At 67.1% G+C, this 26304-nt stretch carries 23 protein-coding genes; 10 read left to right on the top strand and 13 right to left on the bottom strand.

Going from position 1 to position 26304, the window contains the following annotated elements:
- Positions 1 to 91 precede the first annotated feature (91 nt).
- The 6 genes from V3328_RS12580 to V3328_RS12605 all read right to left on the bottom strand — a co-directional run bounded on the left by V3328_RS12580 (position 92) and on the right by V3328_RS12605 (position 8005).
- Positions 92 to 1666, bottom strand: coding sequence for an indolepyruvate oxidoreductase subunit beta family protein (locus V3328_RS12580; RefSeq protein ID WP_340330005.1), 1575 nt, complete (start codon positions 1664 to 1666; stop codon positions 92 to 94).
- Between the two features lie 10 nt (positions 1667 to 1676).
- Positions 1677 to 3830, bottom strand: a complete 2154-nt coding sequence (locus tag V3328_RS12585; protein ID WP_340330006.1) for a thiamine pyrophosphate-dependent enzyme — start codon at positions 3828 to 3830, stop codon at positions 1677 to 1679.
- A gap of 594 nt (positions 3831 to 4424) precedes the next feature.
- Positions 4425 to 5030 carry a VOC family protein gene (locus V3328_RS12590; RefSeq protein WP_340330007.1) on the bottom strand — a complete coding sequence of 202 codons (606 nt, stop codon included), beginning with the start codon at positions 5028 to 5030 and terminating at the stop codon, positions 4425 to 4427.
- A gap of 54 nt (positions 5031 to 5084) precedes the next feature.
- Positions 5085 to 5606, bottom strand: a complete 522-nt coding sequence (locus V3328_RS12595; RefSeq protein WP_340330008.1) for a MarR family winged helix-turn-helix transcriptional regulator — start codon at positions 5604 to 5606, stop codon at positions 5085 to 5087.
- Complete coding sequence (locus V3328_RS12600; RefSeq protein WP_340330009.1) at positions 5603 to 7183, bottom strand: phytoene desaturase family protein; 1581 nt, start codon at positions 7181 to 7183, stop codon at positions 5603 to 5605. Before V3328_RS12600 ends, V3328_RS12595 begins: the two co-directional genes overlap by 4 nt.
- Positions 7184 to 7216: 33 nt before the next feature.
- Entirely contained in the window at positions 7217 to 8005 is a 789-nt protein-coding gene (locus V3328_RS12605; protein ID WP_340330010.1) for a cyclase family protein, read from the bottom strand.
- Positions 8006 to 8205: 200 nt separating this feature from the next.
- Here V3328_RS12605 and V3328_RS12610 point away from each other — a divergent pair, with 200 nt between their 5' ends.
- The 7 genes from V3328_RS12610 (at position 8206) to V3328_RS12640 (ending at position 16131) form a co-directional block, all read left to right on the top strand.
- The gene (locus tag V3328_RS12610) at positions 8206 to 9777 is read left to right on the top strand and encodes a phytoene desaturase family protein (protein WP_340330011.1); all 1572 of its coding nucleotides are present in this window, start codon (positions 8206 to 8208) and stop codon (positions 9775 to 9777) included.
- 191 nt (positions 9778 to 9968) lie between these two features.
- Positions 9969 to 11510, top strand: coding sequence for an ABC transporter substrate-binding protein (locus V3328_RS12615; RefSeq protein ID WP_340330012.1), 1542 nt, complete (start codon positions 9969 to 9971; stop codon positions 11508 to 11510).
- Between the two features lie 278 nt (positions 11511 to 11788).
- On the top strand, positions 11789 to 12799 hold the full coding sequence (locus V3328_RS12620) for an ABC transporter permease (RefSeq protein ID WP_340330013.1): 1011 nt from the start codon (positions 11789 to 11791) through the stop codon (positions 12797 to 12799).
- Positions 12792 to 13658, top strand: coding sequence for an ABC transporter permease (locus V3328_RS12625; RefSeq protein WP_340330014.1), 867 nt, complete (start codon positions 12792 to 12794; stop codon positions 13656 to 13658). Before V3328_RS12620 ends, V3328_RS12625 begins: the two co-directional genes overlap by 8 nt.
- A complete protein-coding gene (locus V3328_RS12630; protein ID WP_340330015.1) occupies positions 13655 to 14581 on the top strand; it encodes an ABC transporter ATP-binding protein in 927 nt (308 codons plus the stop codon). Before V3328_RS12625 ends, V3328_RS12630 begins: the two co-directional genes overlap by 4 nt.
- Positions 14578 to 15405: an ABC transporter ATP-binding protein gene (locus tag V3328_RS12635; RefSeq protein WP_340330016.1), complete on the top strand. Its 828-nt coding sequence runs from the start codon at positions 14578 to 14580 to the stop codon at positions 15403 to 15405. The genes V3328_RS12630 and V3328_RS12635 overlap by 4 nt, the downstream gene beginning before the upstream one ends.
- Before the next feature lie 177 nt (positions 15406 to 15582).
- A complete protein-coding gene (locus tag V3328_RS12640) occupies positions 15583 to 16131 on the top strand; it encodes a MarR family winged helix-turn-helix transcriptional regulator (RefSeq protein WP_340330017.1) in 549 nt (182 codons plus the stop codon).
- Between the two features lie 6 nt (positions 16132 to 16137).
- Here the strand turns inward: V3328_RS12640 and V3328_RS12645 are convergent, their stop codons facing one another.
- From V3328_RS12645 to dctP, 4 genes are all read right to left on the bottom strand, one after another.
- Complete coding sequence (locus tag V3328_RS12645; protein ID WP_340330018.1) at positions 16138 to 16653, bottom strand: V4R domain-containing protein; 516 nt, start codon at positions 16651 to 16653, stop codon at positions 16138 to 16140.
- Positions 16654 to 16686: 33 nt separating this feature from the next.
- The gene (locus V3328_RS12650) at positions 16687 to 17988 is read right to left on the bottom strand and encodes a TRAP transporter large permease (RefSeq protein ID WP_340330019.1); all 1302 of its coding nucleotides are present in this window, start codon (positions 17986 to 17988) and stop codon (positions 16687 to 16689) included.
- Positions 17988 to 18500: a TRAP transporter small permease gene (locus V3328_RS12655; RefSeq protein ID WP_340330020.1), complete on the bottom strand. Its 513-nt coding sequence runs from the start codon at positions 18498 to 18500 to the stop codon at positions 17988 to 17990. The genes V3328_RS12650 and V3328_RS12655 overlap by 1 nt, the downstream gene beginning before the upstream one ends.
- Before the next feature lie 84 nt (positions 18501 to 18584).
- The gene (gene dctP / locus V3328_RS12660) at positions 18585 to 19589 is read right to left on the bottom strand and encodes a TRAP transporter substrate-binding protein DctP (protein WP_340330021.1); all 1005 of its coding nucleotides are present in this window, start codon (positions 19587 to 19589) and stop codon (positions 18585 to 18587) included.
- Between the two features lie 188 nt (positions 19590 to 19777).
- Here dctP and V3328_RS12665 point away from each other — a divergent pair, with 188 nt between their 5' ends.
- The gene (locus V3328_RS12665) at positions 19778 to 21190 is read left to right on the top strand and encodes an FAD-binding oxidoreductase (RefSeq protein WP_340330022.1); all 1413 of its coding nucleotides are present in this window, start codon (positions 19778 to 19780) and stop codon (positions 21188 to 21190) included.
- Here V3328_RS12665 and V3328_RS12670 read toward each other — a convergent pair.
- Genes V3328_RS12670 through V3328_RS12680 form a run of 3 tightly spaced genes read right to left on the bottom strand, consistent with a single transcriptional unit; the run spans position 21187 to position 23786 of the window.
- Entirely contained in the window at positions 21187 to 21987 is an 801-nt protein-coding gene (locus tag V3328_RS12670; RefSeq protein ID WP_340330063.1) for an HpcH/HpaI aldolase family protein, read from the bottom strand. The genes V3328_RS12665 and V3328_RS12670 overlap by 4 nt on opposite strands.
- 27 nt (positions 21988 to 22014) lie before the next feature.
- Positions 22015 to 23127 (bottom strand): LLM class flavin-dependent oxidoreductase, encoded by a 1113-nt coding sequence (locus tag V3328_RS12675; protein WP_340330023.1) that lies wholly within the window; start codon positions 23125 to 23127, stop codon positions 22015 to 22017.
- On the bottom strand, positions 23121 to 23786 hold the full coding sequence (locus tag V3328_RS12680) for a GntR family transcriptional regulator (protein ID WP_340330024.1): 666 nt from the start codon (positions 23784 to 23786) through the stop codon (positions 23121 to 23123). Before V3328_RS12680 ends, V3328_RS12675 begins: the two co-directional genes overlap by 7 nt.
- 327 nt (positions 23787 to 24113) lie before the next feature.
- Between V3328_RS12680 and V3328_RS12685 the strand changes: the two genes are divergently transcribed.
- Positions 24114 to 25310, top strand: a complete 1197-nt coding sequence (locus V3328_RS12685; protein ID WP_340330025.1) for a pyridoxal phosphate-dependent aminotransferase — start codon at positions 24114 to 24116, stop codon at positions 25308 to 25310.
- Positions 25311 to 25401: 91 nt separating this feature from the next.
- Positions 25402 to 26196 carry an ABC transporter substrate-binding protein gene (locus tag V3328_RS12690; RefSeq protein ID WP_340330026.1) on the top strand — a complete coding sequence of 265 codons (795 nt, stop codon included), beginning with the start codon at positions 25402 to 25404 and terminating at the stop codon, positions 26194 to 26196.
- Positions 26197 to 26304: the final 108 nt, after the last annotated feature.

Genomic DNA, 26304 nt, shown 5'->3' on the forward strand with positions numbered 1-26304 from the left:
GAGGGTCGGGGTGGGGGTGAGCGGCGCGGTGGCTCGATGCCACCGGGCCGCGTCCGTACCCGGGGCTCGCATGTGAGGATACCGGCTCTTCCTACAGCGTCCTGATGGTCTTCAGGGCGCCGTCGAGCATCTCGCCCTTCTCGTCCTTCAGCGCCGCCTCGATCAGGCGGTGCAGCCATTCGGCCGCGTCGTCGCGCCCCTTGAGGACGGGAAGTGCGGAGAGGACGCGGTCGAACTTCGATTCGCCGCGGGCATGGGTGTCGCTGTAGCCCTTGATGAGGCGGCGGCAGCGAATGACCTCCACCGCGAGATCGTAATCTTCGGGGATGGTGGCGTTGGCGAGCGACAGCCAGTCCTCAAGATGTGCCGTCTCGGTCCGGTGGCGGAGGCTGCGACGGCGTATCCGCCGCAGGCCGCCGACGAAGTAGAGCGCCAGGAACCAGCGGATCGTGTCGGTGCGAACGTGGCGTCCCCTGTTGACCAGCCGGTCGAGCGTCCGGCGCAGGCCGGGGCGCGTCACGATGAAGTTGCCAAGACCGGCCGGCATGGTGCCGCAGACTTCCTCGATGCGCGGGTGCATGAATTCGGTGACGTGCATCACGTTGCGGTCGCCGACGCCCATCTGCGTCTCGATGCGGCGGAAGCGGGAGGCTCGGGTCTTCAGATCGGCGACGCGGACGACGTCGTCATAGGCCATGGCGTTGGCAACGTACTTGGCCGACTCCACGGTGAAGCGGAATCCCTTTTCCACCCCGCCTGAAGCGCTGTCGCGATCGTACTGCGCCTTCAGCCGGTCGAGATACTCGCCGCCATAGCCGACGTCCTGGAAATCGACGACCTTCTCGAGCCCCGCCCGCAGCATCGGACGGGCAGCGGCGGGGAACTCCCGTTCGATCCGCTCGAGCAGGCCGCCCCAGGCACGGCGTTCCTTTTCCGGACCGACAACTCCCTTGTCGCCGGAGCGGACATCCGACCGTGTCAGCGACGCAGCGGCTGCGGGATTGCCGATCGCCTCGGCACCGGCCCGGAAAGCCCTGAGGCTCGCCTCGATGCCGCGTCCGCCCGCCTTGATCGTCTCCTCGAAGGTATCCGGTGCGAACGGCAGGACCCGGGCGCCCGCCAGCGCGCCGAACAGGCTGGCGGAGATGACGCTGCCGTTCTGCTTGGCCAGACGGTCGAGGTCGGCGGACAGGAACCGCCGCGATGCCGCCAGGGCGGCATCCGCAACCGGGTCGGACTCGGCGATGCCGCTGCCGGGCACGATCTTCTCGATCACGGCAAGCGTCCGGTCCGTGGAGGCGATCAGGGTGGTGCGGTCGGGGGTGACGAAGCCGCGCTGGATCGCGCGTCCCGCTTCCATCATCTCGGCGGCGAGCACGATGTCGACGTCGCCGGGCGAGGGCATCAGCGCAAGGACAGGCGTGCCGCCGGCCTCGTCCTCGCGCACCATCTCCACGTAGTAGATCGTCGCACCGGTCCGCTGGGCGACGCCGGGCACGGACGTCGCCTGGGCGTACCAGCCGTTGCGCTCGGCGACATCGACGATCCAGTCGGTGATGACGCCGCCGCCCTGGCCGCCGACCGCCAGGATCGCCAGCTTGATGACTTCGTCGCGGTCCGTCGCCAGCCCCGCGGCCGCGCCGGGATCCGTTTCCGTCATCGTCATCGCCATCTTGTCAGGCGGCTCCCGCGCTGAAGGTCAGCCGCGACGCGTCGCGGCGGCGCTGCAGCCAGCCGGTGACCCGCGTCCGCAGCCGGGCCATGAACCGGTCCCAGCCGCTGGGGTTGTGGATCACGTCGGCGCGGTAGAAGGACGGGCACAGCACCGCGGCGTCGGCAACCTCGCCGCAATTGCCGCAGCCGACGCAGGTTTCGTCGATCGCGGCCACGGGATCGTCGCGCAGCGGATCGTCGAGCGTCTTCACCGACAATGACGGGCAGCCGGACAGCCGCATGCAGGCGTGATCGCCGGTGCAGACGTCCTCGTCGACGCCGAAACGCGGCTTGACCGAGCGCTTGCCCTCCTTGATGGCACTGGCGAGCAGCGGCCGCTCGCGGCGCTGGCGGTTCAGCATGCATTCGGAGGAGGCGACGACGATCTTCGGTCCCTTCTCGTCGGTGGTGAGCGCCTCGCGGAAGATCTCGCGCAGCTTGCCGACGTCGTAGGTGCGGTCGACGTGGCGGACCCACTTCGCGCCGACGCCCTTCACGGCATCGGTGATCGGGTGGCTGGTCGAGCGCGACCGGTTCTTCGCGCGCGAGGAGGGGATGTCCTGACCGCCGGTCGCCGCCGAATAGTAGTTGTCGACGATCACGATCATGCCGTCATGCTTGTTGAAGACGGCGTTGGTGATGCCGCTGCTCAGGCCGTTGTGCCAGAAGCCGCCGTCGCCCATCACCGAGATTGGCCGCTTCTTCGCCTCGACGTTGAAGGCCGACGCCGATGCCGGACCGAGGCCGTAGCCCATGGTGCTGGCGCCGATGTTGAACGGCGGCATGATCGAGAACAGGTGGCAGCCGATGTCGGCGGCGACGTGGTGCTCGCCGAGTTCCTCCTGGACGAGCTTCATCGCCGCGAAGATCGGCCGTTCCGGGCAGCCGGTGCAGAAGCCCGGCGGGCGCGGCGGCACGACCTTCGACAGGTCCGGCACCAGCGGCGCCTCCGGCTCGTTCGGCGCCCGGTCCTTGTCGCTGAGCAGGCCGCCGGCGTGGTCGCGCAGGAAGTCGCGGATCGCGCTCAGCATCACCGCGCCGGTATATTCGCCGGCCATCGGGAAGGGATCCTTGCCGCGCAGGAGGGTGTCGATGCCCGCCTTGTGCAGCATCGCGCCGAAGGCCTGCTCGATATGGTTCGGCTGGGCTTCCTCGACGACCAGCACCGCATCCTTGTCGCGGGCGAAGTCGAGGAATTCGTCGTCGATCAGCGGGTAGGTGACGTTCAGCACATAGAGCGGCACGTCGGTGTTGCCGCGGATGTCGGCGAGGCCGAGCCGCTGCAGCGCCCGCATGACGCCGTTGTACATGCCGCCCTGCAGGACGATCCCGACATTGCCGTCGGCGGGGCCGAAGAACTCGTTGAGCTTGCGCTCCTTGACGAAGCTGACGGCGGCCGGCCAGCGCTTCGAGATCTTCTCCTGCTCGTGCAGGAACGAGGCCGGCGGCAGGACGATGCGATTGAGGTCTCGCTTCGGGGTCTCCAGCGCCTCGGCGAGCGACATCTTCGGCTTGACGTTGTCGCGGGCCTTGAAGCGGCCGTGGACGTGGCAGGCGCGAATCCGCATCTCAAGCATCACCGGGGTGTTCGAGGCCTCCGAAAGTTCGAAGCCCTCGCGCACCGCCTTGACGATCATCTCCAGGTTCGGCCGCGGGTCGAGCAGCCAGATCTGCGACTTCATCGCGAACGCGTGGCTGCGCTCCTGCATGATCGAGGCGCCCTCGCCGTAGTCCTCGCCGACGATGATCAGGGCGCCGCCGTTGACGCCGCCCGAGGCGAGATTGGCCAGCGCGTCCGAGGCGACGTTGGTGCCCACCGTCGACTTGAACGTGACCGCACCGCGGATCGGATAGTGCATCGAGGCGGCCAGCGTGGCCGCCGCGGTCGCCTCCGAGGCGCTCGCCTCGAAATGGACGCCGAGCTCGCCGAGGATGTCCTGGGCGTCGGCAAGCACGTCCATCAGGTGCGAGATCGGCGCGCCCTGGTAGCCGCCGACATAGCCGACCCCGCATTCCAGCAGCGCCTTGGTTACGGCGAGGATACCCTCGCCGCGGAACTCCTCGCCCGCGCCGATGCGCAACTGCTCGACTTCCTTCGCGAATGACCGTTCGGCCATGTTACCGGCTCCTCGTGTTCCAGCCGCGCCACAGCGGCGGCGGCAGCGCGCGCGCAGCGACCACCCGGTCCCGCGCGCAGAGCCCCCCGACCCTCGGCTTCAAGTCGCCCGAAACGCTGCGCGTTGCGTCCGACGCCGCGAGCTGCTCTCCTGGCGCTCGGCCACCCAGCGCTCCGCCGGAGCGGGGCGCGTCTCCGCCCTGCGGAAGCGGTGCTTCCGCTGCCGGCTCCGCCGGCACCGGGCTCCAACCCTCGCGCGGAAGGCACTCGAAACGCTGACGCGTTTCGTCCGCTGGCGCGGACCGTGCCTTACCCCCCTCTCCATCTCTCCCCCACAAGGGGGGAGAGGGGAACAAGGCGCCGGTCTTGGAGATACTGACCACCTCCTGCCGTGCAGCGAGACGTGCCTCCAAGGTCACGACGGGCGGTCGCTCCGATCGCCCCTCTCCCCCCTTGTGGGGGAGAGATGGAGAGGGGGGTGCGTGCACGGCACCGGCGGCAGACACGGCATCTCGTCGACACGCACCAGATGCGCCCGCCGTCCCGCGACCTCCGCCGGCTTCAGCCACTCCCTGCATCGGGCCGCCTTTCGCCCCTACTCCGCCGGCGCCCTGGTCGACCAGAGCACCGGTCCGCCGTCCTTCTCGTAGGCCATCCCGTCGGGGTAGCTGATCGCCTCGAGCTGCAGCCCCCAGGGGGCGAAGAAATACAGGATCGTCTGTCCGGCTGCCGGCCCCTCGTTGACCGGGAACGGGCCCATCAGCGTGCGGATGCCGTTCTCCTTGAAGTACTCCGCGGCGGCATCGATGTCCTCGACGTAGAAGGCCAGGTGATGGCCGCCGTGGTCGCTGTTCTTCGGCATCTCGGTGGTCTGGTCGGGCGCGGTGTACTGGAACAGCTCGATGTTGCTGCCATGGCCGCAGCGCACCAGCGAGATCTGTTCGATCACCGCGCGTGGATGGACGTTGACGAGGTCCTGCATGAAGGTGCCGGTATCGTCGCGGAACGGCCCGAAGGACATCGCCTTCTCGCATCCGACGATATCGACGAAGAACGTCTCGGCTTCGCCGATGTCGGGCACGGTGATGCCGACATGGTCCATGCCGGTCATCCCCGGGATCTCCGCCGATGCGGGCGCCTGGACGCCCGCCGAAGAGACCATCATTGCGGCGGCGGCCACTACTCCGAGCAAGGTCTTCATTCCGTTTCTCCTCCAGATGCGCCGCCCGGCAGCCGGTCCCCCCGGCTCCTGCCGTCAGAAGTCGTGGCGGCGGATGTTGCGCAGGACCCGCGTCAGCAGGACGATGAGGGTCTCGTAGTCCTCGTCGGAAAACCCGTCGAACATGTGCTCCAGCGAGCCGTGCATGACCGGCCAGACCTGGCGGAAGGCCTCGCGGCCCTTCTCGGTGAGATAGAGCTCGCGCACCCGCAGGTCGCCCTTGCGGTTCTTGCGGCGCACCAGCCCGTCGCGCTCCATGCCGTCGAGCGTCCGGCTCATGGTCGACTGCTCGGCGATGGTGAACACGGCGAGTTCGTTCACGGTGATGCCTGCCATCACCGAAAGAACCGACAGGATCCGCATCTGGATCGTCGTCAGGCCCTGCTCCTTCAGCCGCTCCAGCAGGTCGGTGTTCCAGCGCGCCGAGATCCGATTGATGAGATAGGGCGCGAAATGATCGAGGCCGATCTCGCCGAGCGACGGCACCCGTTCGGCACGGTCGCCGGCGGCTGCGTCAACCGCCATATCGGTGCGTTCGATCGCCACCGGCTTGTTCATTTCAGCGCCTTGCTCAGCGCGAAGCCCGATCCGCCGCCGAGGCCGGCGCCGGGATGGGTCGACGCGCCGATGTGATAGAGGCCGGCGACACGGGTCTTGTGATCGACCGTCGTCGGCAGCGGCCGCCAGATGAACGCCTGGTCGATGGCGCAGGAGCCGCCGTAGGGATCGCCGCCGACCAGGTTGATGTTCATCGCCTCCAGGTCGGCCGGCGAGTAGGCGCGCCGCGCGACGACGTTGTCGGCAAAGCCGGTGATGTGCTTTTTCAGGATCGCCTCGACCCGGTCGGCATAGGCTTCCCGAAGTTCTTCCGTCCAGCGGCCGTCGGCGGGAACGTCCAGCTTGCCGGCGGCATCGCCCTTCACGTGGCGCGGCGCCTCGGGCAACTGCAGCCAGAGGATGGCGGCACCGTCCGGGCAGCGCGAGGGATCGAGCGCATGGGGCTGGCCGACGCAGATCGTCGGCACCTCGGGCAGCATGCCGCGCTCGCACTCGTTGACCGCCTTGGAGACGCCGTCGAGGCCGGGGGTCAGGTGCGTCAGGGCCACCTGCTCCAGTCCCGCGGTCTTCCATTTCGGCGGCGTCTTCAGGGCGTAGTGGATCTGCATGTCGCCCTTGCCGTAGCGATACCCGTCGACCGCCTCGCGGGTCGGCGCGTCGACGGCTTCCGACGGCAGCAGCCGGCCGTAGAGCTGGTTCGGCGTGACGGAGCAGATGACCCCCTGCCCCGCCTCGACGATCTCGCCGCCGGCAAGCCGCACGCCGGTCGCGCGGCCGTTCGACACGATGACCTGCTCGACGTCGGCGCCGGTGCGAACCTCACCGCCCTGCTCGGCGATCAGCGCCTCGAACGCCTTGACGGCATTTGCCGCACCGCCCTTCGCGACGGGGGTGCCGGCGGCCTCGGTGGCGAACGCGATCACCCGGGTGATCTCGCCCGAGAACGCGCTCTCCGGACCGAGTCCCGCATGCAGCGTCCAGGGCGCGAACAGCGCCTGGATCAGTTCGGAGCGGTACGTCGTCTCGAGCCAGCCGCGGCTCGGACGCAGGCTTTCGCCGAGGCGGGCGGCAAGGCCCCGCACACCGCGGCGCCGCGCCTCGCGGAACAGCAGCTTCGCCGTCCCCCAGGTCCACAGCGCGCCGCCGACCAGGCCGAAGACGAGATCGGCGTCTCCCTCGACCGTCTCCATGTCGGCGCGGTAGCGGTCGCCATCGCCGGCAGACAGCTCGTTGAACCGTGCCACGTTGGCGTCGCGATCCATCGTCAGAACGACGCTGCGGCCGTCGGGCAGCAGCACCGCGGTCGGATGCGGCGTATGGGCGAACTCGAGCCCGTGCCGACCCAGATCGTCGCCGATCTCGGCGAAGGCAGGCGACGTTATGAACAGCACGAAGGTCGCCGCCATCACATCGTGCCTGTAGCCCGGCGCGGTGATCTCGTCGGTGCGCATGCAACCGCCGGCGACGTCCTCACGGTCGAGGACGATCACCTTCTTGCCGCGCTTGCCCAGAAGCGCGGCACAGGTGAGGCCGTTGATGCCGGCCCCGACGATCACGTAGTCCGCCGATGCGGCCATCGCTGTGTCTCCGCCTGATGGTCCCCGGACCGTTCAGCCCTTGGGAACGAGCGCCAGGGCCCGGATCGGGCTGCCCGTGCCGCCGACGAACTTCAGCGGTGCGGCGATCAGGACGGCACCCTTCGGCGGCAGCTTGTCAAGATGGGCGAGGCTGGCGAGGCCGTACCGGTTGTTCTTGTGCAGCAGGTTGTGCGCCGGATACGGCGGCTCGAAACCGCCTGCCGCGCCGGCGTCGGTGCCGACGCATTCCGTGCCCCAGCCGACGATCCCCTTGGAGATCAGGTACTCCACACAGTCGACGCTCGGCCCCGGCGAGTGCGGGCCGTTCTCGTCGGCATTGAGGAACTCGGCGCGGCTGCGATTGCGCGGCCACCAGTCGGTCCGCATCAGGACCCAGCTGCCCTCCTCGATCTCGCCATGCTCTGCTTCCCATTCCTTGACCATGTCCGCGGTCAGCAGGAAGTCGACGTTCTCGGCGGTCTGTTTCGAGCAATCGATGACGTTCACGGGAGCGACGAACTTCTTGACCGGGATCGTGTCGGTCTTTCCGTCCGGATAGTCCTTGCCCGTGATCCAGTGGATCGGCGCGTCGAAATGCGTTCCCGAATGCTCTCCGAGCTCATACCAGCTCCAGGCCCAGTACGGGCCGTTGTCGTCATAGTTCGAGATTTCGTGAACCTTGACCTGAGGCGTCTGCTGGAAAATGTCCGGCAACTGGATCAACGGCGTGTCCGGGCCAAGCGGCACTGCCAGGTCCACGACTTCGACGTCCCCGGAGATCAGAGCGGCGCCGAGTTTGGTCAGCGTCTCGGTTGATGTCATGTCTTCGATCCTCCCGTTGGGGCTTCCGGCGGCCTCCCTCGGACCCCGGCCGACCCCGGCCCGTGCAACTGGTTCGTCATCAGATTAGTCCGGAATTATGCATTTGCAAATGTCTAGGTTTGAAATAGACTTCGCCGCTGAGACGTCTTGAGGCAACGCCCGCGGCACGAACCGCGGCATCGAGGGGACTGGAGCAGCGCATGGAGTTCGACGCCGTATTCGTCGGCGCGGGCCATAACGCGCTTGCCGCCGCCGTTCATCTGGCGAACCGCGGCTGGTCCGTCGGCGTATTCGAACGCAACGAAACGGCGGGCGGCGCCGTCAGAACCGAGGAAGTCACGCTTCCCGGGTTTCGCCACGACCTCTACGCGACCAATCTGGGAATGTTCGCCGGGTCGGCCTTCCATGCCGACTACGGCGAGACGCTTGCCAGGCGGGGTCTTGCCTTCGTACCCGCCGAGCACTGCTTTGCGACGCCGACGCCGTCGGGCACGTGGTTCGGCGTTTCGAAGGATCTGGAACAGACCGTTGCGCGCGCCGCCAGGCTGTCCGACGCGGACGCAGCGCGCTGGCAGTCGATGCTGGCGGAGTTCGGCGCCGACGCTCCGCATCTCTTCGCCCTCCTCGGCTCGCCGATGAGCGCGCGCGCCTTGGCGAAGGTCGGCTGGAAGGCCTGGCGCGGCAAGGGCGTCGCCTGGATGCTCGACACGGCGAGGATGCTCGCCTCCTCGCCGCGCGAATTCCTCGAAGGCAATTTCGAATCGCCGGAAATCCGGGCCGCGCTGGGCGCCTGGGGCATGCACCTGGACTTCGGTCCCGACGTCGCCGGCGGGGCACTGTTTCCCTACCTGGAAAGCATGGCCGACCAGAGCTTCGGCATGGTGGTCGGCCAGGGCGGCGCCGACACGATCGTCAAGGCCATGGTCGCGGAGATCGAGGCGCGCGGCGGTGTGGTGCGCACAGGTGCGGAGGTCGTGAAGATCCGCACGGACGGAGGACGCGCGACGGCCGTCCTACTTGCCGACGGGCAGGAAGTCCGGGGCAGGCGGGCGGTGATCGCGACTGTGACGCCCGGCGCGCTGGTGGGACGGCTGCTCGACGGCGGCACCGGCGACGGCCGCTACGACCGCGCGGCCGCGAAGTTCCGCCACGGGCCGGGGACGATGATGATCCATCTCGCGACCTCAGGCCTGCCGGAGTGGAGCGCCGGGGAGGAGTTGCAGAGGTTCCTTTACATCCACCTCGCACCAAGCCTCGACATGATGAGCCGCGCCTATTCCGAGGCGGTCGCCGGACTGCTGCCGGCAGAGCCGCTGCTCGTCGTCGGCCAGCAGACCACTGTCGATCCTTCCCGCGCTCCCGACGGCAATCACACCCTGTGGATTCAGGTGCGCATGGTGCCGGGGACGATCCTCGGGGACGCGGCTGGCTCGATCACGGCCACCGACTGGGCAGGGGCCGGGCAAGCCTATGCCGACCGCGTCGTCGACATTATCGAGCGGTACGCGCCGGGCACGAAAGACAAGATCCTCGCGCGCTACGTGGAGACGCCAGCCGATCTGGAGCGCCGCAATCCGAACCTCGTCGGCGGCGACAGCCTGGCCGGCAGCCACCATCTGTCACAGAATTTCCTGTTCAGGCCGGTGCCGGGCTGGGCGAAGTACACCACGCCGGTCAACGGTCTCTACCTGATCGGCGCCTCCACCTGGCCCGGCGGCGGGACAGGGGCGGGGTCGGGATATATGCTTGCAAAATCGCTCGCCGGCACCTGACCCTCCGCAGAGCTGCCGACTGCCGGGACTCGCTTGACCTATGCATATGCATATCTCTAAACTTGAAATAAATTCGGGAACAGACCGACCGCCATGCGGCATCCGGGGGGATGCCGGCACATACGGGCGCCGCCAGTGACTGCCACCGGTGACAGACGGCGGGACCGCACCGACAAGGGAGAAGGAATCCAATGCTCACCAGACGTGACCTGATGAAACACGGCGCTGCCGGCGCCGCGATCCTGACCGCGGGCGCGGCCGGCCTGAGGCCGATCAGCGTATCGGCGCAGGGCGACGAACTGACCGTCGCCTACAACGTCAACCTGCCCTCGTTCGATCCGACGGTCGGCCCTTCGGCCGTCAACCCGACGATCCAGGGCATCTACCAATCGGTCTTCGACCAGTATATCGGACAGAAGCCGGACCTCGAGTTCCAGCCGGGCCTGCTGACCGAGTGGGGCTGGACCGACGACAAGTCGCAGATCAAGATGACGGTGCGCGAAGGCGCGACCTGGCACGACGGATCCCCCGTCACGCCGGAGGACGTCGTCTGGTCGCTGGAGCGGGCCGGCAATCCCGACACGGGCAACCCGATCCAGTTCGTCTGGAGCAAGATCGGCAACTTCCAGATCGACGGCAACGTCATCACCGCCGACGTCAAGGAGTTCGAGCCGACGCTGTTCAAGTGGATGGCGTTCCTGACCGGCTACGTCCTGCCGAAGGCCTACTACGAGAAGGTCGGCGCGGAAGGGTTCGAGAAGGCCCCGATCGGATCCGGCCCCTACAAGGTCGACAGCTTCGAGCGCAACGCGTTCCTGAAGCTCTCCGCCCATGAGGGCTACTGGGGCGGCGCGCCCGCCTTCAAGTCGGTGATCATCAAGTTCGTGCCGGACTCCTCCAGCCGCGTCGCCGAGATCGAATCCGGCAAGAGCCAGGTCGTCTTCGACATTCCCTACGAGGAATACGACCGCCTGCGCGAGAAGCCGGGCCTGAAGGGCGTCACCACCCCGATCTCCGACATCGCGATGATCTTCATCAACGACGTCGAGCCGATGACCGACAAGAACGTCCGTCTGGCCGCCGCCTATTCCATCGACAAGCAGCTGCTGATCGACCGCCTGCTGAAGGGCTACGGCGTCAAGATCGATACGCTGCAGACGCCGGAATACGCGGCCTTCGACCCCTCCACGGTCGTGCCATACGATCCGGAGAAGGCCGTCGAGCTGCTGAAGGCGAGCGGCTATTCGACCGACAATCCCGTCAAGTTCAAGATCCAGACCACGCGCGGCTTCAAGCCGAAGGACTACGAGATGATCCAGGCGATCGTCGGCATGTGGCGCAAGGTCGGCATCGAGGCGGAGATCGAGGTCTACGAGATCGCCAAGCACTACGAACTGCGCGCCGCCGACACCCTCGCGCCCGCCGCATTCTACAACTGGGGAAACTCGATCGGCGATCCGGCGACCTCCACCGGCTTCGCCATGTTCGGGCCCTCGCCGCATTCCGTCTGGGACGGCCAGGAGATGATGGACATGATCGGCCCGCTCTGGGGCGAACCGGACGAGGAGACGCGCATCGCCGGCTACAGGGCGGTCGACAAGAAAATCGCCGAGGAAGGCCTCGCCATCCCGCTGCTGCAATACGTGCAGCCGATCGTCTTCGCCGACACCGTCGAGGTCACTCCCAGCGTCTCCGGCGCGGTGCTGCCCTACCTGATGAAGCCGGCCGGCTGACTGGCCGGCCGTCAGATCACCGGACACTCCCCCCTCCCCCCTGTGGGGAGGGGTCGGGGGTGGGGGTAACGGCGAGACCGGCCTCGACGGCCAGGCGCGTCGTGCCAGGCCCCGCGTTCCGGATACCCGTCCGGCCCATCGAGGGCCGTCCGGGCATTCCTCCCACCCCGACCCTCCCCCACAAGGGGGGAGGGAGGTGTGGCGATTGCGCCGGGAAACCGCATCGGCTTGCGTGGTCTGCGATCGTCCACATACGCTGGTAAGTACAGACACGCCCCATGAATGCGCTCCGCGGGATCCTCACGCGAACTCTCACGACGGCGATCACACTGTTCGGGGTTGCCGTCATCGTTTTCGTGGTCATCCGGATCGCGCCGGGCGACCCGATCGCCATGATGCTGCCGCCCGGCGCCAGCGACGCGGACATCGAGCGGCTCAGGGCGCTCTACGGTCTCGACAAGTCGATCCCCCAGCAGTTCCTCATCTGGCTCGGCAACGTCCTGCAGGGTGACTTCGGCACGTCGATCTCGATCCGGCAGGACGTGCTCGGCATCGTCATCGGCCGCCTGCCGGCGACGCTGGAGCTGAGCCTGCTGGCGATGCTGATCGCCACCGTCCTGGGCGTCACCCTGGCCTTCGTCGCGACGCGCTGGCGGGAGACGCCGGCCGAAGCCGGCGTGGACGTGGCCAACGGCGTCGCGCTGTCGGTGCCGGATTTCCTGTGGGGCCTGGCCCTGATCCTGACCTTCGGCGTCGCCTGGCCGATCTTCGCGATCTCCGGGCGCGTCTCGCCGACCCTGGACCTGCCCTTCGTCACCCAGTTCTACCTGCTCGAGAGCATCGTGCGGCTGCGCTTCGACATCACCCTCGACCTGCTCAACCACATGATCATGCCGGCGCTGGCGCTCGCGCTGCCGCTTGCCGCCGTCATCGCCCAGCTGCTGAAGTCCTCGCTGAAGGAGACGATGGACCAGGACTACGTGATGCTCGCGCGCACCAAGGGCTTTCCCGAGAGCCAGGTGATCGCCCGCGACGCGATGCGCAACGCGATCCTGCCGACCATGACACTGACCGGCGTCCAGCTGACCTTCCTGATCGGCGGCACCGTGATCATCGAGCGGCTGTTCTCCTACGAGGGCCTCGGCAACCTCGCCATCGACGCGGTGATCAACCGCGACCTGCCGCTGATCCAGGGCATCGTGCTGCTGTTCGCCGTCCTGTTCGTGGCGATCAACCTGATCGTCGACCTGCTCTATACCGTCCTCAACCCGCGGCTCCGCCATGGCTGAGGCCGCCGCCCCCATGGCCCACCGCAGGCGCCGCCGGCCGCTGTCGTGGCGCCTGATCCTGTCGGGCTGCTGGCTGCTGATCGTCCTGCTTGCCGCACTGCTTGCGCCATATGTCGCGCCGCACGATCCGCTCGCGCAGGACCTGCTGATGGAGCGCCTGCCGCCGTTCTGGGTCGCCGGCTCGGAGCCCGGCTACTGGCTGGGCACCGACGGGCTCGGCCGCGACGTCCTCTCGCGCATCATCTACGGCGCCCGCATCGCGCTGACCGTCGCCTTCGTCGCCGCCACCGCCGCCTGCATCATCGGGTCGACGCTCGGCCTGATCGCCGGCTACTACCGCGGCTGGCTCGACCAGATCGTGTCGCGCATCGTCGACATCTGGATGGCCTTCCCGCCGGTCCTGTTCTCGATCCTGCTGGTCGCGGTGATCGGCACGGGCCTGCACTCGGTGATCCTCGCCATCACGGTGATCGACTGGATCCGCTTCTGCCGGGTGGTGCGCGCGGAGACGCTCGTGCAGCGGCGCATGGACTATGTCGACAGCGCCCGCGTCGCCGGGTTCTCGCAGTTCACCATCCTGATCAGGGAGGTGTTTCCCAACACGCTGCCGACGATCGTCGCCCTCCTGTCGCTGGAGATGGGCATCGCGGTGATCGTCGAGGCGATCCTGTCGTTTGTGAACCTGTCGATCTCCACCGACGACCCGACCTGGGGCGGCATGATCGCCGAAGGCCGCACCATCATCCACTTCGCCTGGTGGGTCCTGGTCTTCCCGCTCATCACCCTGTTCCTGACGGTGCTCGCCTTCGGGCAATTCGGCGAAGGCCTCAAGGACCGCTTCGACCCGGTGCTGCAATGAGCGGCGACGCGGGCGGCGCCTACCTCGACATCGACGGCCTGTCGATCTCCCTGCGCGCCGACCGCGAACATCGGCTGCTGCGCTCGGTGTCACTGCATGTGAGGCCCGGCGAGGTTCGCGGCCTCGTCGGCGAGAGCGGCGCCGGCAAGAGCATGATCGGCAAGACCATATTCGGCATCCTGCCGCGCGCCGTCAGCGTCGTGGAAGGCCAGGTGAGGCTCGGCGGCACGGACGTCCTCGCCTTGCCCGAAGGGCGCCGCCGCAAGCTGATCGCGCGGACCTCCGCGCTGATCCCGCAGGATCCTCTGACAGCGTTGAACCCGGTGCGGCGCATCGACGGCCAGATCACCGATCGTCTGACGGCCGTCCTGGGACAATCGCGCAAGCAGGCGCGACAACGGGCGCTGACCCTTCTCGAGGAGGTCCATATCAACGATCCGGAACGGGTGCTGGCGAGCTATCCCCACCAGCTCTCCGGCGGCATGCGCCAGCGCGTCCTGATCGCGGCCGCATTTGCCGCCGAGCCGAAGCTGATCGTCGCCGACGAGCCGACGACGGCGCTGGACGTGACGGTGCAGAAGCAGATCCTCCGGTTGATCGCCGAGATGCAGCAGCGCCACGGCACCGCGCTGCTGTTCGTCACCCACGACCTCGGCGTCGTCGCGAAGATCTGCCAGAACGTGACGGTGCTGTTCGGCGGCAGGGTGGTCGAGGACACCGACGTCAGGAGCCTGTTCGCCCAGCCGGCGCATCCCTATACGGCAGCCCTCATCAAGGCGACGCCGCGCTACGACCGGCCAGATGCGTCCCTGCTTCCCGTTCCCGCCGCCGTCATCGAGGCCACCAGGCGCGAAATCGCCGAGGTGGACGACGCCTGGATGGCCGCCCGCGGGCTCAGGCCCGCGCGGAGGGCGACGCCATGAGCGAACCGCTGTTCGAGGTCGAGGACCTGCACGTCGCACTGCCGGATCCCAACAACACGAAGCTGTTCGGCCCGACGCCGATGATCGGGATCCTGCACGGCGTCAATCTCCGGATCGAGGAAGGAACCGTGGTCGGTGTGGTCGGGGAATCCGGGTCGGGCAAGTCGACGCTCGGCCGCACGCTGGTCCGCCTGATCGAGCCGGTGCGCGGCACGATCCGGTTCTCCGGCAATGACATCACCCATACCGACGAACGCCTGCTGCGACCGCTCCGGCGCGACCTCCAGGTGATCTTCCAGGATCCCCTGTCGGCGCTGAACCCCCGCCTCACGATCGGCACGATCATCGGCAGGCCGCTGATGCTCCATCGTCTGGCGGCAGGACGGAAGGACGCCCGCCGGCAGGCCGAGGCGGCGCTCGAGATGGTCGGATTGCCGACCGCCTTCGCCAGCCGCTACCCCCACGAACTGTCCGGCGGCCAGCGCCAGCGCGTCGGGATTGCGCGGGCGATCGCGACGCGTCCGCGCTTCGTGCTTGCCGATGAGATCGTGTCGGGTCTCGACGTATCCAGTCAGGCGCAGATCTTGGCGCTGCTCGACCGGCTGAGGAACGAGCTCGGGCTGACCATCGTGTTCATCAGCCACGACCTGTCGGTGGTCCGGCGCCTGTGCGACCGGGTGGTGGTGCTGCGTCGCGGCGAGGTCCTGGAGAACCGGCCGACGGGCCCGCTCTTCGATCATCCCGAGCATCCCTATACCGCCGAACTGAAGGCGGCGATCCCGCTCCCGGAGGTCGACGAGGGATGGCTCGATGCGGCGAGATAGCGCAAGCGCCGATCTCCGGCGAATTCTTGTCCCTCGCACCCTCCATCCCATGTGATGGATGGTAAAATAGTTGCAGCTTAAAATATCGGATCTGATTCGATTCCGGTTCTTCGGCGTGCGGCATGGGGCTGCCTGCTGAAACCGCGGAACGACCGGACCAGCGTGAGACAGGGCGAGATGAAACAAAACGGCACGGCTGTGCACGCCGACCTGCAATTCTCGGATCATGTGGACGCCGAATCCAAGGTGGCGGAACGGCCCGAGGATCACAAGACCGAGCTGCGCCTGTGGCTGCGGATGCTCGCCTGCGCCAACCTGATCGAAGTCGAGATCCGCCAGCGTCTGCGCGAGCGCTTCGATACGACGCTGCCGCGCTTCGACCTGATGGCGCAACTCGAGCGTACCGAGGACGGATTGCTGCTCGGCGAGCTGTCCCGGCGAATGATGGTCTCCAACGGCAATGTCACCGGGCTGGTCGAGCGTCTCGTCCATTCAGGACTGATCGAGCGCAATGCCAACGAGGCGGACCGGCGCGCCGTTCGCGTCCGCCTGACCGACGAGGGACGCCGCGTCTTTTCGGTGATGGCTGCCGAGCACGCGGACTGGATCGCCGAGTTCTTCGACGGACTCGGCGAGGACGAACAGGAGGCCCTGCTGACGAGCCTCCGGGGATTGAAGCTGTCCGTGCTGTCCGCCATCAGCGGCCGCGCTGACCGGAAAGTCTGAAGCTCCCTACGGCTGGCCGGGTTGCATTGCCGAGCGCCGGATCGCGAACCGGCAGAGTTCCTCTCCGCCGCCGGCGGCGCACTGCGTTTCCTCCACTGCGACGTCATCGCCCAGAACCATCGACCCAACGGCGCGCAGCATGCCGACGATCGGGTAGCATACCGGCGGCGGCAACTCGCCGGCGGCATGTGCGAAGGGGCTGTTGCGCACCTCCAGCAGGATGACGTCGTCATCCTGGTGCTCGAAGTTCCAGATGCCCCATCCGAGTTGCGGGGCGGAGTCGGAGATGACGCGCAGAAGTCGGTCGGCTTCGTCGGGAGCGACGTAGCTCTGCGCGGAATGGCGTCCGCGCTCGGTGATGGAATCCGCGATCGCCGCGAATGCCTCGGTCCGCGCGCTATCCGATAGCCGCGCGAACAGGCCCATCAAGGCATCCGGGCGGATCAGCATGTAGCGGATGTCGCGATCGAGATACGCGCCAGTCTCGGCGTCGAAACGCAGGCGATCGCGGAACCCCGCCATTTCACCGCTCCTCTTTGATTGCACGGTACGACGTCATCGGAAGACTTCCGAGACCTGCGGGAATGCGATCAGCAACGCGATCAGCAGGAAGACGCAGCCGATATAGGGGGTTGCGGCCCGCGCGATCGTTCCCAGCGACGTGCCCGGCGGCGCCACGCCCTGCATCACGAACAGCAGCAGGCCGAACGGCGGGGTGGTGAAGGACACTTCGAGCATCAGCAGCATCAGGAGCCCAAACCAGATCGGATCGAAGCCGTAGGTCATCGCCAGCGGCAGGAAGACCGGCAGCGTGATCAGCATCATCGAGACCTGGTCCATCAGCATGCCGAGAACCAGGAGGACGAGCAGCATCAGGAGCAGGATGCCCAGCGCACCGACGTCGAAGCCGGTCGCCCAGCGCACCAGGCCGGAACTGGCTCCCGAAAAGGCGAGAAGCTGCGAATAGGTCGACGACGCGGTGATCAGCAGGAACGTCATGCCGGTGACGCGCGTGGTGTCGTCCAGCGACTTGCGGATGGAGTCCCAGGAGAGCGCCCGGTAGGCGATCGCCAGGATCAGGACTGCGAGCGTGCCCAGCGCGGCGGCCTCGGTCGGCGTCGCGGTTCCGGTCAGGATGGTGCCGACCACCGCCGCGACGATGATCGACATCGGGGCCACTTCGCGCAGCACCACGACGATCCGTCGGGCGAGCGGCACGTCTTCGGGCACGTAGTACGGCGCGGCGCTGGGATCGATCCGGCTCTGCACGTAGATCACCCCGGCATAGAGGACGGCAAGGATCACGCCAGGGACCAGACCGGCGAGCAGCAGCGCACCGATATCGATCTGCGCCAGCGATCCCAGCAGCACCGCAAGCGCAGACGGCGGGATGATGACGGCGAGCCCTCCCGAGCCGAGGATCGGACCGAGCGCCATGTGGTTCTTGTAGCCGCGACGGCGCATCTCCGGCACCATCAGCGTGCCGAGCATTCCGGTATTGGCGAGGCTCGATCCCGACAGGGCGGCAAACAGCGTCCCGGTCGCCACCGTCACGTAGGACAGGCGCGCCGGCACCCGTCCGATCATCATGTCGACGGCATCCAGCACCCGGCGTGCAAGGCCGGAATGGAAGAACAGCGACCCCATCAACAGGAACAGCGGCACCGGTGCGAGGGCGTAGGTGGTCACGCCCGCGGTCATGTTCGAGACAAGCTGGCCGACACCCACCCCGAATCCCAGTAGCGCGGCGGCGCCGATCACGTTGACGGCGATGAAGGCGAACGCCACCGGCAGCCCGAGCGCCATCGCGACCAGCAGCGGCACCATCAGCATCAGGAACCATTCCAGCCAGGCCATCACAGACCCCCGCTGCTTTCGGCCGGGCCGGCGTGATAGGATTCACCCGTCAGTGGAAACCGCAGGAACATCAGGCCGGCGAGAAAGAACGAGATCGGCATCGGCAGGTAGATGATCCATTCGGGCATGTCGAATGCCCGCACCTCGTAATTGCCGCTCATCCAGGCACCGGTGAAGGCAAGCCCGGCCCGCCACGTCATGAAGAAGCACAGCAGCGCGGCGAAGATCGACACCGCCGAACTCAGCCGCGCCCGCGCCGCCGGCGCCAGCGCCGCCAGCACCACCTCGACGCTGACATGCCCGCGTGTCCGGACCAGATCGGGAATCGTGAGCATCGCGATCCAGAACAGCGCATACTCGACGGTGTTCACCCCCCAGTACGGCGGCGTGAACCCGGCGTTGCGCATGGTGACGTCATAGACGACGATCACGAAAATCGCCGCGATAAGCCCCATGCCCGCGAAGAAGAAGATGCGGCTCGCCGATGCGGCCGCCCTGAACAGCATGGCCATCCCCGGTGTCCTGTGCCGAGAGCCGATTGAGGGAGGCCCGGCCGGAACGGCCGGGATCCTTGCTCGTTGCCGCGGAACCGACGGTCAGTTCGTGCCCTCGGTGAAGAACTTCTCCCGCAGCGCATCGTAGTGCGTATCGTCGCGGGACTTGAGCCGCTCCCATGTCACCGTGTAGGCGTCGTCCAGGTACTTCTCCCGCGCGGCGCCCTTCAGCTCGATGATCTCCATGCCGCCGTCGCGGAGCGCCTTGTCCTCGGCTTCGGTGGCAGACTTGACGGCCTCGTAGCTCTCCTTCTCGTAGGAGATGGCGACTTCCTCAAGGATCGCCTGCGCCTCCGGAGAGAGCTTGTCCCAGGAATCCTTGTTCATCGAAATCAGGACGTCGGTCTGGAAGAAGCCGGGATCGATGCGGTACTTCGTGAACTTGTCCCAGTTGAAGTCCCGGAAACCGAGCACCGTGTAGCCGGTGCCGTCGACCACGCCCCGTTCCAGCGACGTGTAGACGTCGGACGGGGACTGGACGACGTTGACCGCGCCGAGCGACTCGACGAAGGAGCGATAGAGCGGTGCCGTGCGAATCTTCAATCCGGTGAGGTCCGGATTCCCCTCCGCGTCGAGTTTCGGCTCCTTGGTCAGGAAGATGTGGAACGGCGCGCCCCCGTCGACATGGGCAAGCAGCACGGCATTCCCCTTCTCCTTGAACACCTCGTTGACCATGTCGAAACCGCCGTTCGCGCGGTTCTCCATCGGCGTGTGGTTGGAGCCCGCGAAGACCTCGCCCTCCGGGACGAGGTTGAGATAGAGCCCAGCCGGCAGATTGAAGATGTCGGCGACGCCGTTCATCTGCGCCTCGCCGAGCTTGAGCGGCGGCACGACTTCCGGTCCCCCGATCACCTCGATCCGCACGACCCCCTTGCCCTTCTCATTGACCTGGTCGGCGAACGACTGGAAGCTTTTCGCGTAGTAGGCCTGCGCGGGCGTGAAGGTTACGGCGCGCAGGACGGCTTCCTCGGCGGACGCCGTCGAGGACAGGCCGAAGCCGGCGACCGTGATCGATACTGCAGTCAGCAAACATGGGATATGCTTCATCTTCTGTTTCTCCTGCGACCCCTCTGAAAGGGACATTGTTCGACCGCCCTGACGGACGTATTCGCGTGGACGGGTTTGCGACGGCAGGCATCTGACGCGTCGGATGCGAGCCACCTGTTCCCGTCCCGTTGTTTTGACCCTAAAAGGCGCTTTCGACCGATTCCGCCGAGCGAAGGACGACCGGCCGCATGGCGACGCTCACTCCAAGCACCCGACCTGACGGACTGGAGTCCGAGCTCCGGAAAAGTCTCGGCGAGGGCAGCGTCATCGACGATCCGGAAGTCCTCGCCGCCCGGGCAGACGACTGGTCGGGCTGGCCGAGCGGCACACCAAGGCTTCTCGTCACGCCCTCCGACACCGGAGGCGTGGCCCGCTGCCTGTCCATCTGCAACGCGCACCGGGTCGCCGTCGTCGTGCAAGGCGGCCGGACGGGACTCGCAGGCGGCGCTGCCGCACGCACCGGCGAAGTCATGCTCGCGTTGGACAAGCTCGCCGGCGTCGAGGATATCGACACGATCGGCGGCACCATGACGGTTAGGGCCGGGACGACGCTGGAAGCCGCGCAGGCGGCGGCCCGCGGGCGCGGCATGGAACTGGAGATCGATCTGGGCGCGCGCGGCAGCTGCCAGATCGGCGGTGTCATCGCCACCAATGCCGGCGGCATCCGCGTGATCGGAACCGGCATGACGCGCGCCCACGTGCTCGGCCTCGAGGTGGTGCTCGCCGACGGCACCGTGCTCGACGACATGAACACGATGATCAAGAACAATTCGGGCTTCGACCTGAAGCAGCTGTTCATCGGATCCGAGGGCACCCTCGGGGTGGTGACGCGGGCGGTCCTGCGGCTGTCGCCGGAAAGGCCGGGCGTAGTCACGGCACTCGCGGCCCTTGCCACGACCGGCGACGCGACCACGGCCCTCGCGACGGCGCGGTCCGCTCTCGGGTCCTCGCTGTCGGCCTTCGAGGCGATGTGGTCCGACTACGTCACGTTCATGAGCGAACGGGGCGGCTATAGCCGTCCGTTCGACGCGGTGCCGCCGCTCTCCGTGATCATCGAGGCCCGGGGCCGGGACGAGAGCGTCGAACGGAGCAAGCTGGAGGCCCTGCTGGCCGACGGCCTCGAGGCCGGCTGGCTCACCGATGCGACGATCGCCGCCTCCACCGACCAGGCGCGCCGGATATGGGCGATGCGAGACGAAGGACCCGCGGAATACGGCCGGCTGTTCCAGGCCATCGTCCCCTTCGACGTATCGATTCCCATCCGCAGCATGATCGGGACGGCCGACAGGATCGTCGGCGATATCCGCGCCGGCTGGCCGGAAGCGGTTCCGCTCACCTACGGCCACATCGGCGACGCCAACCTGCATCTGGTCGTCGGGTTCACCGCGCCGATCCCGGACGACGCCAAGCTGGCGATCTCGACGCTGGTCTATGAAGCGGTGGGTGCCGTCGGCGGCGCGGTGAGCGCCGAGCACGGCATAGGTCAGCTGAAGAAGCCCTGGCTGCCGCTGAGCCGGACGCCGGCGGCCATCGAGCTCATGCGCTGCATGAAGTCGACATTCGACCCCGCCAACATCCTCAACCCCGGCCGCGTGATCTAGGGCTGGCTGGTGCACGGCGCAGCGGCCCTCCCCTCTGCGAATGTCCGCAGCGACAGATCGAAGGCGCTGCGTGTCGCCGTGATGTCGTTGGCGACGACGGTCATCCAGTAGCCCCTGCCGATCAGCGCCGCCGCCGAGTCCGGCGAGACGGTAAAGCTGCCGCACGGCTTGCCCGCCTCTGTGCAGGCCGCGAGGATCGCGGCACAGGCTTCGTCCTCGAGGCTCGACCGGTCGAACCCGCGACCGAGCGAAAGCGCCAGGTCGCCCGTACCGATGAAGACGAAGTCGACAAGCCCCGCCTTCGCGATCTCCCGAGCGTTTTCGACACCCCTTGCGGTCTCGATCATCACACCGACCGTCACCGCCCTGCCCGCGGCGTCACGGTAGCGCTCGAAATCGAGCAATGGCCGGACGCCGCCGCCGGAGCGGTGCCCGGCAGGCGGATAATGGCAGGCCGATGCGGCGAGCGCGGCCTGTTCGGCGGTTTCGATCAGGGGGATCAGAATGCCCTCGGCACCGGCATCCAGGGCCCTGCCGATCGCCGCGGCGCTGTGATCCTCCACCCGGACGATGCAGGGGATGTTACCGGGGACGACGCCGATCGCAGCTTCCATCCCCTTGCGTTCGAACAACCCGTGCTGCAGGTCGATCACGATCGCCTCCGCCCCGGCGGCGACTGCCGTCTCGATCAGGGCCGTGCTTCCAAGCGAGAACCAGAACGCGCCGAACGGCCGCCGCTCGGACAGCCATTTCCTCAGGGTCGGATCAGCAAGATCGAACAGAATACATACTCCCAGACTGACGGTCCGACGCGCCGGACGCTCTCACGTCCGCAGACCAGCATCCTTCAGCAACGGAAACACCTTCTCGGCGAAGAACGGCAACTCATCGGTGTAGTTGAGGAAGGTCAGGGCTGCGCCGGACCACCCCTCCGCAGCAATGGATGCGATGGTATCTGCAACCTGGCGAGGCGTGCCGACCAGCGGATAGGACCCGGCACCGCCGGCAAACCGCTGGCGATATTCCTGATAGGCCCGCTCGTCGTGAGACTGCGAGAACTGCTTCTTGCCGGCCATGTGGTTGTCGACAGCCTCATGATCGGCGTCCCGCAAGGCGTACCGTTCATAGGCGTCTTCCGCCTCTGCCTGGGTGTTACGGCAAACCACGTGGCAGACGGTGTATGCGCCGACCTCTCGGCCGGCAGCCTGCGCCCGCGTGGCGATGTCCGCGAGATGCCGGCGACCGTCCGCAATATCGGTAAAGGTCGAAAACAGGAAATCGCAGTGGCGCGAGGCGAAGTCGCGTCCCGGTCCGCCGAATGCGGCGTTCATCGTGACCGGCCGCGGCTGCTGCAGGCTCGCCGGCTTCGAGACGACGCCCTTCAGACTGTAATACGCGCCGTCGAAATCGAAGGGCTCGTCGGCCGCATAGGCGCGCTCGATGACCTCGATCCACTCCGAGGCCCGGTCGTAGCCGCGCTCGTCGGGCGTCGTCCCGAACATCGCGAACTCGGTCGGGTTCCAGCCACAGACGATGTTGAGGCCGGCGCGTCCTCCGGAGATGTGATCGACGGTGGCGAGAGCCTTCGCCGCGTAGATCGGATGCACGAGCGGCACGTGGACGGTGGAAAACACCGCGATGCGCGACGTCAGCGCGGCGATCCCCGCTGCCCAGGTGAAGGTCTCGAACGACCACTCGCGGGCACGGGTCTTGCCGCCGAACCCCGCCCAGCGGGCGATCGGCAGAAAGAAATCGAACCCGGCCTCGTCGGCGATCCGCGCCGCCTCCACATTGTCCGGCCAGGTCGCCCGCCAGCGCTCCGGAACGGTGGTCAGAGCAAGGCCGCCGTCGGCATTCGTGGAAAATACGCCGAGCTTGAACGTGGCCGGCCCGCGAAGCGGGTGCGCCGGGGGCGGCACCTGAGGCCGCGTCACCATCCCTGCCCCACGTCATCGGAGACCGGATTGACCGCGTCGAAGTATTCCTTCTCGGCCGCGTCCATGAAGGCGCGCATCCTGGCCCGCACGGCATCGGCGTGGTGCTCGACGAACGCTGCAGCGAGCGCCTCGATGCCGTCGAGGACGACCTTGCGTGCGTCCGGGCGCAGCAGTGTCGATATCCGCACCGTCTGGATGTGATCGCGAAAGCTCTCGATGATCTCGACGAGCCGCCGGTTGTCGACGGCCGCGAGCCAGGTGCCGCGGAACGCGATATTGGCCTCCATCAGGCCCTCGGCGTCGTCGGCCTCCCCGGCGCTACGCGCCATGTCGCGAGCAACCCTGAGCGCAGCCAGTCCGGCCTGGTCGAGTTTCAGGGCGGCGACCCCGGCCGCCTCCGGTTCGAGCAGCTTGCGGACGGCAAAGATCTCTCGGACATCGTCGGCGGTCAGTTCCGGCACCATGAAGCCGCGGCTCGTCTGGCTCAGGAAGCCCTGCGACATCAGCGCCATCAGCGCTTCGCGGGCAGGCATTCGCGACGTGCGATACTCGGCCGCGATCTCCGTGTCGACGAGACGGAAGCCCGGCCCGAACTCGGCACGCTGCAGCCGCTTCCGGAGATCGGTGTAGATCTGCGCTCTCAGGCTTGACGGTGCCATTCCGGGAGTGGGGGAGCCGGTAGCGGCGGACGTCAACGCGATCGGCGAGGAACCTGATCTCGTCCGTGTGCCGTCTGCCACCCGCACCTCCACTGCGCCCGGTCGAGGCGCATCCCCCAATCAGACTGCGCCTCGACGGCAATGATGGTGCCGCATCCCGAAGACAAAGGCAATAAAGTTTAAGCTTGAAATGGATACAGTTATCGCGGAAGAATTCCGCTATCGGATGGGAGACGCCTTCAGCATGCCTTCTTGCAAGTCCTGTTCGGACGCTATCCGAGTACCGTGCCGGACCCCGGCGCTGGCGTGCAGGATCGCCTGACCGCCATGACTGCACCTGACCGCTCGCCACCCCTGCATGCATTCGAACGCATCCGTCCCCAGATCATGGATCTGGAAACGGAGAACATCGCCGAGCTTGCCAATCGGGCGAAATCGCTGACCGACGTCATTACGCTCTGGTACGGCGAAGGCGACCTCGTCACCCCGGACTTCATCCGCGACGCCGCCAAGGCGGCGCTGGATGCCGGCAACACGTTCTACGTGCCCGACATGCGCGGCTTGCCCGCGCTTACCGAGGCGTTGTCGGAATATCAGACGAACCTGCACGGACGCGACATCCCTGTCGTCCGGTCGACAGTGACCCCAAGCGGCATGCAGGCAGTGTACCTAGCGCTCGAACTGGTCGTCGATCCGGGCTCAAACGTCGTCTATGTCGAGCCGCAATGGCCGAATATCCGCCACGCCGTCCACATGGCCGGCGCGGAACCGAGATCCGTCGCCCTCCACTACACAGACGACGAATGGCGCCTCGACCTCGATGAGCTCTTCGACGCCTGCGACGCGCGCACCCGCGCAATCATGTTCTCGACGCCGTCGAATCCGCTTGGATGGACGGCCTCTCGTGCAGAGCTCGAAGCGATCCTCGAATTCGGCCGGCGCAAGGGCATCTGGATCGTCAGCGACGAGATGTACAATCGTCTCTACTTTTCCGCGGACGCGGCGCCCTCGATTCTCCAGATTGCCGAGGACGAGGACCTCGCGATGTCGGTCAACGGCTTCTCGAAGGCATGGGCGATGACCGGCTGGCGGGCGGGCTGGCTGACCCATCCCCGGTCGGTGGCGAATGCCCTCTCGGCGATGACCCAGTACCTGAACTCCGGCACCGCCGCCTTCATCCAGTACGGCGCGCTCGCAGCCATACGCGACGGCGAACCGTTCGTGCGCACGGTGCGCGATCGCTGCAAGGCCGGCATCGACGCGGCTTACGATGCCCTCTCCGGCTCCAACAGCATCGTCCTCCCGGCCAAGCCGGGCGGCGGCATGTATGTGGTCTTCGCGGTCGCCGGAGAGGACGATTCCCGGGAATCCTGCACCCGCATTCTGCAACAGGCCCGGGTCGGCCTGGCACCGGGCTGGCTGTTCGGACAGTCGTCGAACGCGTTCCTGCGCATGTGCGTCTGCCGCGACACCGCGCAGATCACGGAGGCGTCCAAGCGGATCGCTTCCGCACTCGGCAGCTGACCGCCGCCGGCGAACACGATCACGCGGCGAGAAACGACCGCTATCCAGCCCGGCCGGCCAGAACGGCCGGGCTTACCGGAGGGAGAAGAACATGAAGATCAGAACCGTCGTCTTCGCGTTGCTGGCCGCGACCATCGCCGCCGGCCTCGGCAATGCCGCCTCGGCCGAGACGCTCCAGGTTGGGGCCTATCCGGCGAACCCGCCCTGGGAGAACAAGAAGGAGGACGGCTCCTTCGAAGGCTTCGAGGTCGACCTGGTCAACGAGATCGGCAAGCGCATCGGCGCCGAGATGGAGATCCAGGACCTCGGTTTCCAGGCGCTGTTCGCCGCGACGAGTTCGGGACGCATCGACATGGCGATCTCGTCGATCACCATCACCAACGATCGCCTGCAGAACCAGGCGTTCACCCAGGGATACTACGACTCCGACCTGGCGCTGGTGTCCAGCAAACAGTCCGGCGTTTCGAGCCTCGCGGACATGAAAGGCAAGCCGATCGGCGCCATTTCGACCTCCACCGGCGAGAAGTGGATCCAGGAAAACACCGAGAAATACGGCTTCGGCGACTACAAGGGCTACAACACACAGCAGGACCTGTTGCTCGACACCCAGAACGGCCGTGTCGCCGGTGCGGTCGGCGACATCGCCGGCTTCCAGTTCGCCTTCCAGAACATGCCGGCGATGCAGGTGGTGGAGCGGATCGGCACCGGCGATCGGTTCGCCATCATGATGCAGAAGGGCTCGCCGCTGCTCGAGAAGGTCAACGCGGCCATCACCGAGATCAAGAAAGACGGAACGATGGCTGCGCTGCACAAGAAATGGCTTGGTGCGGAAGCCGATCCGAACACCGCCACCGTCATGGTGATCGACATTCCGCAGGCGCAGTAGCCGCGGGCAAGCTCGACGCCGCGTCCGCCAGATGCGGACGCGGCGGCCGGCCAACCACCATCCTCAATTCCGGACCGGGAGCCTTTCGCAGCGGATCGTCCGGACGGC

The organism is Microbaculum marinum (genome assembly GCF_037855135.1).
GTDB lineage: Bacteria > Pseudomonadota > Alphaproteobacteria > Rhizobiales > Tepidamorphaceae > Microbaculum > Microbaculum marinum.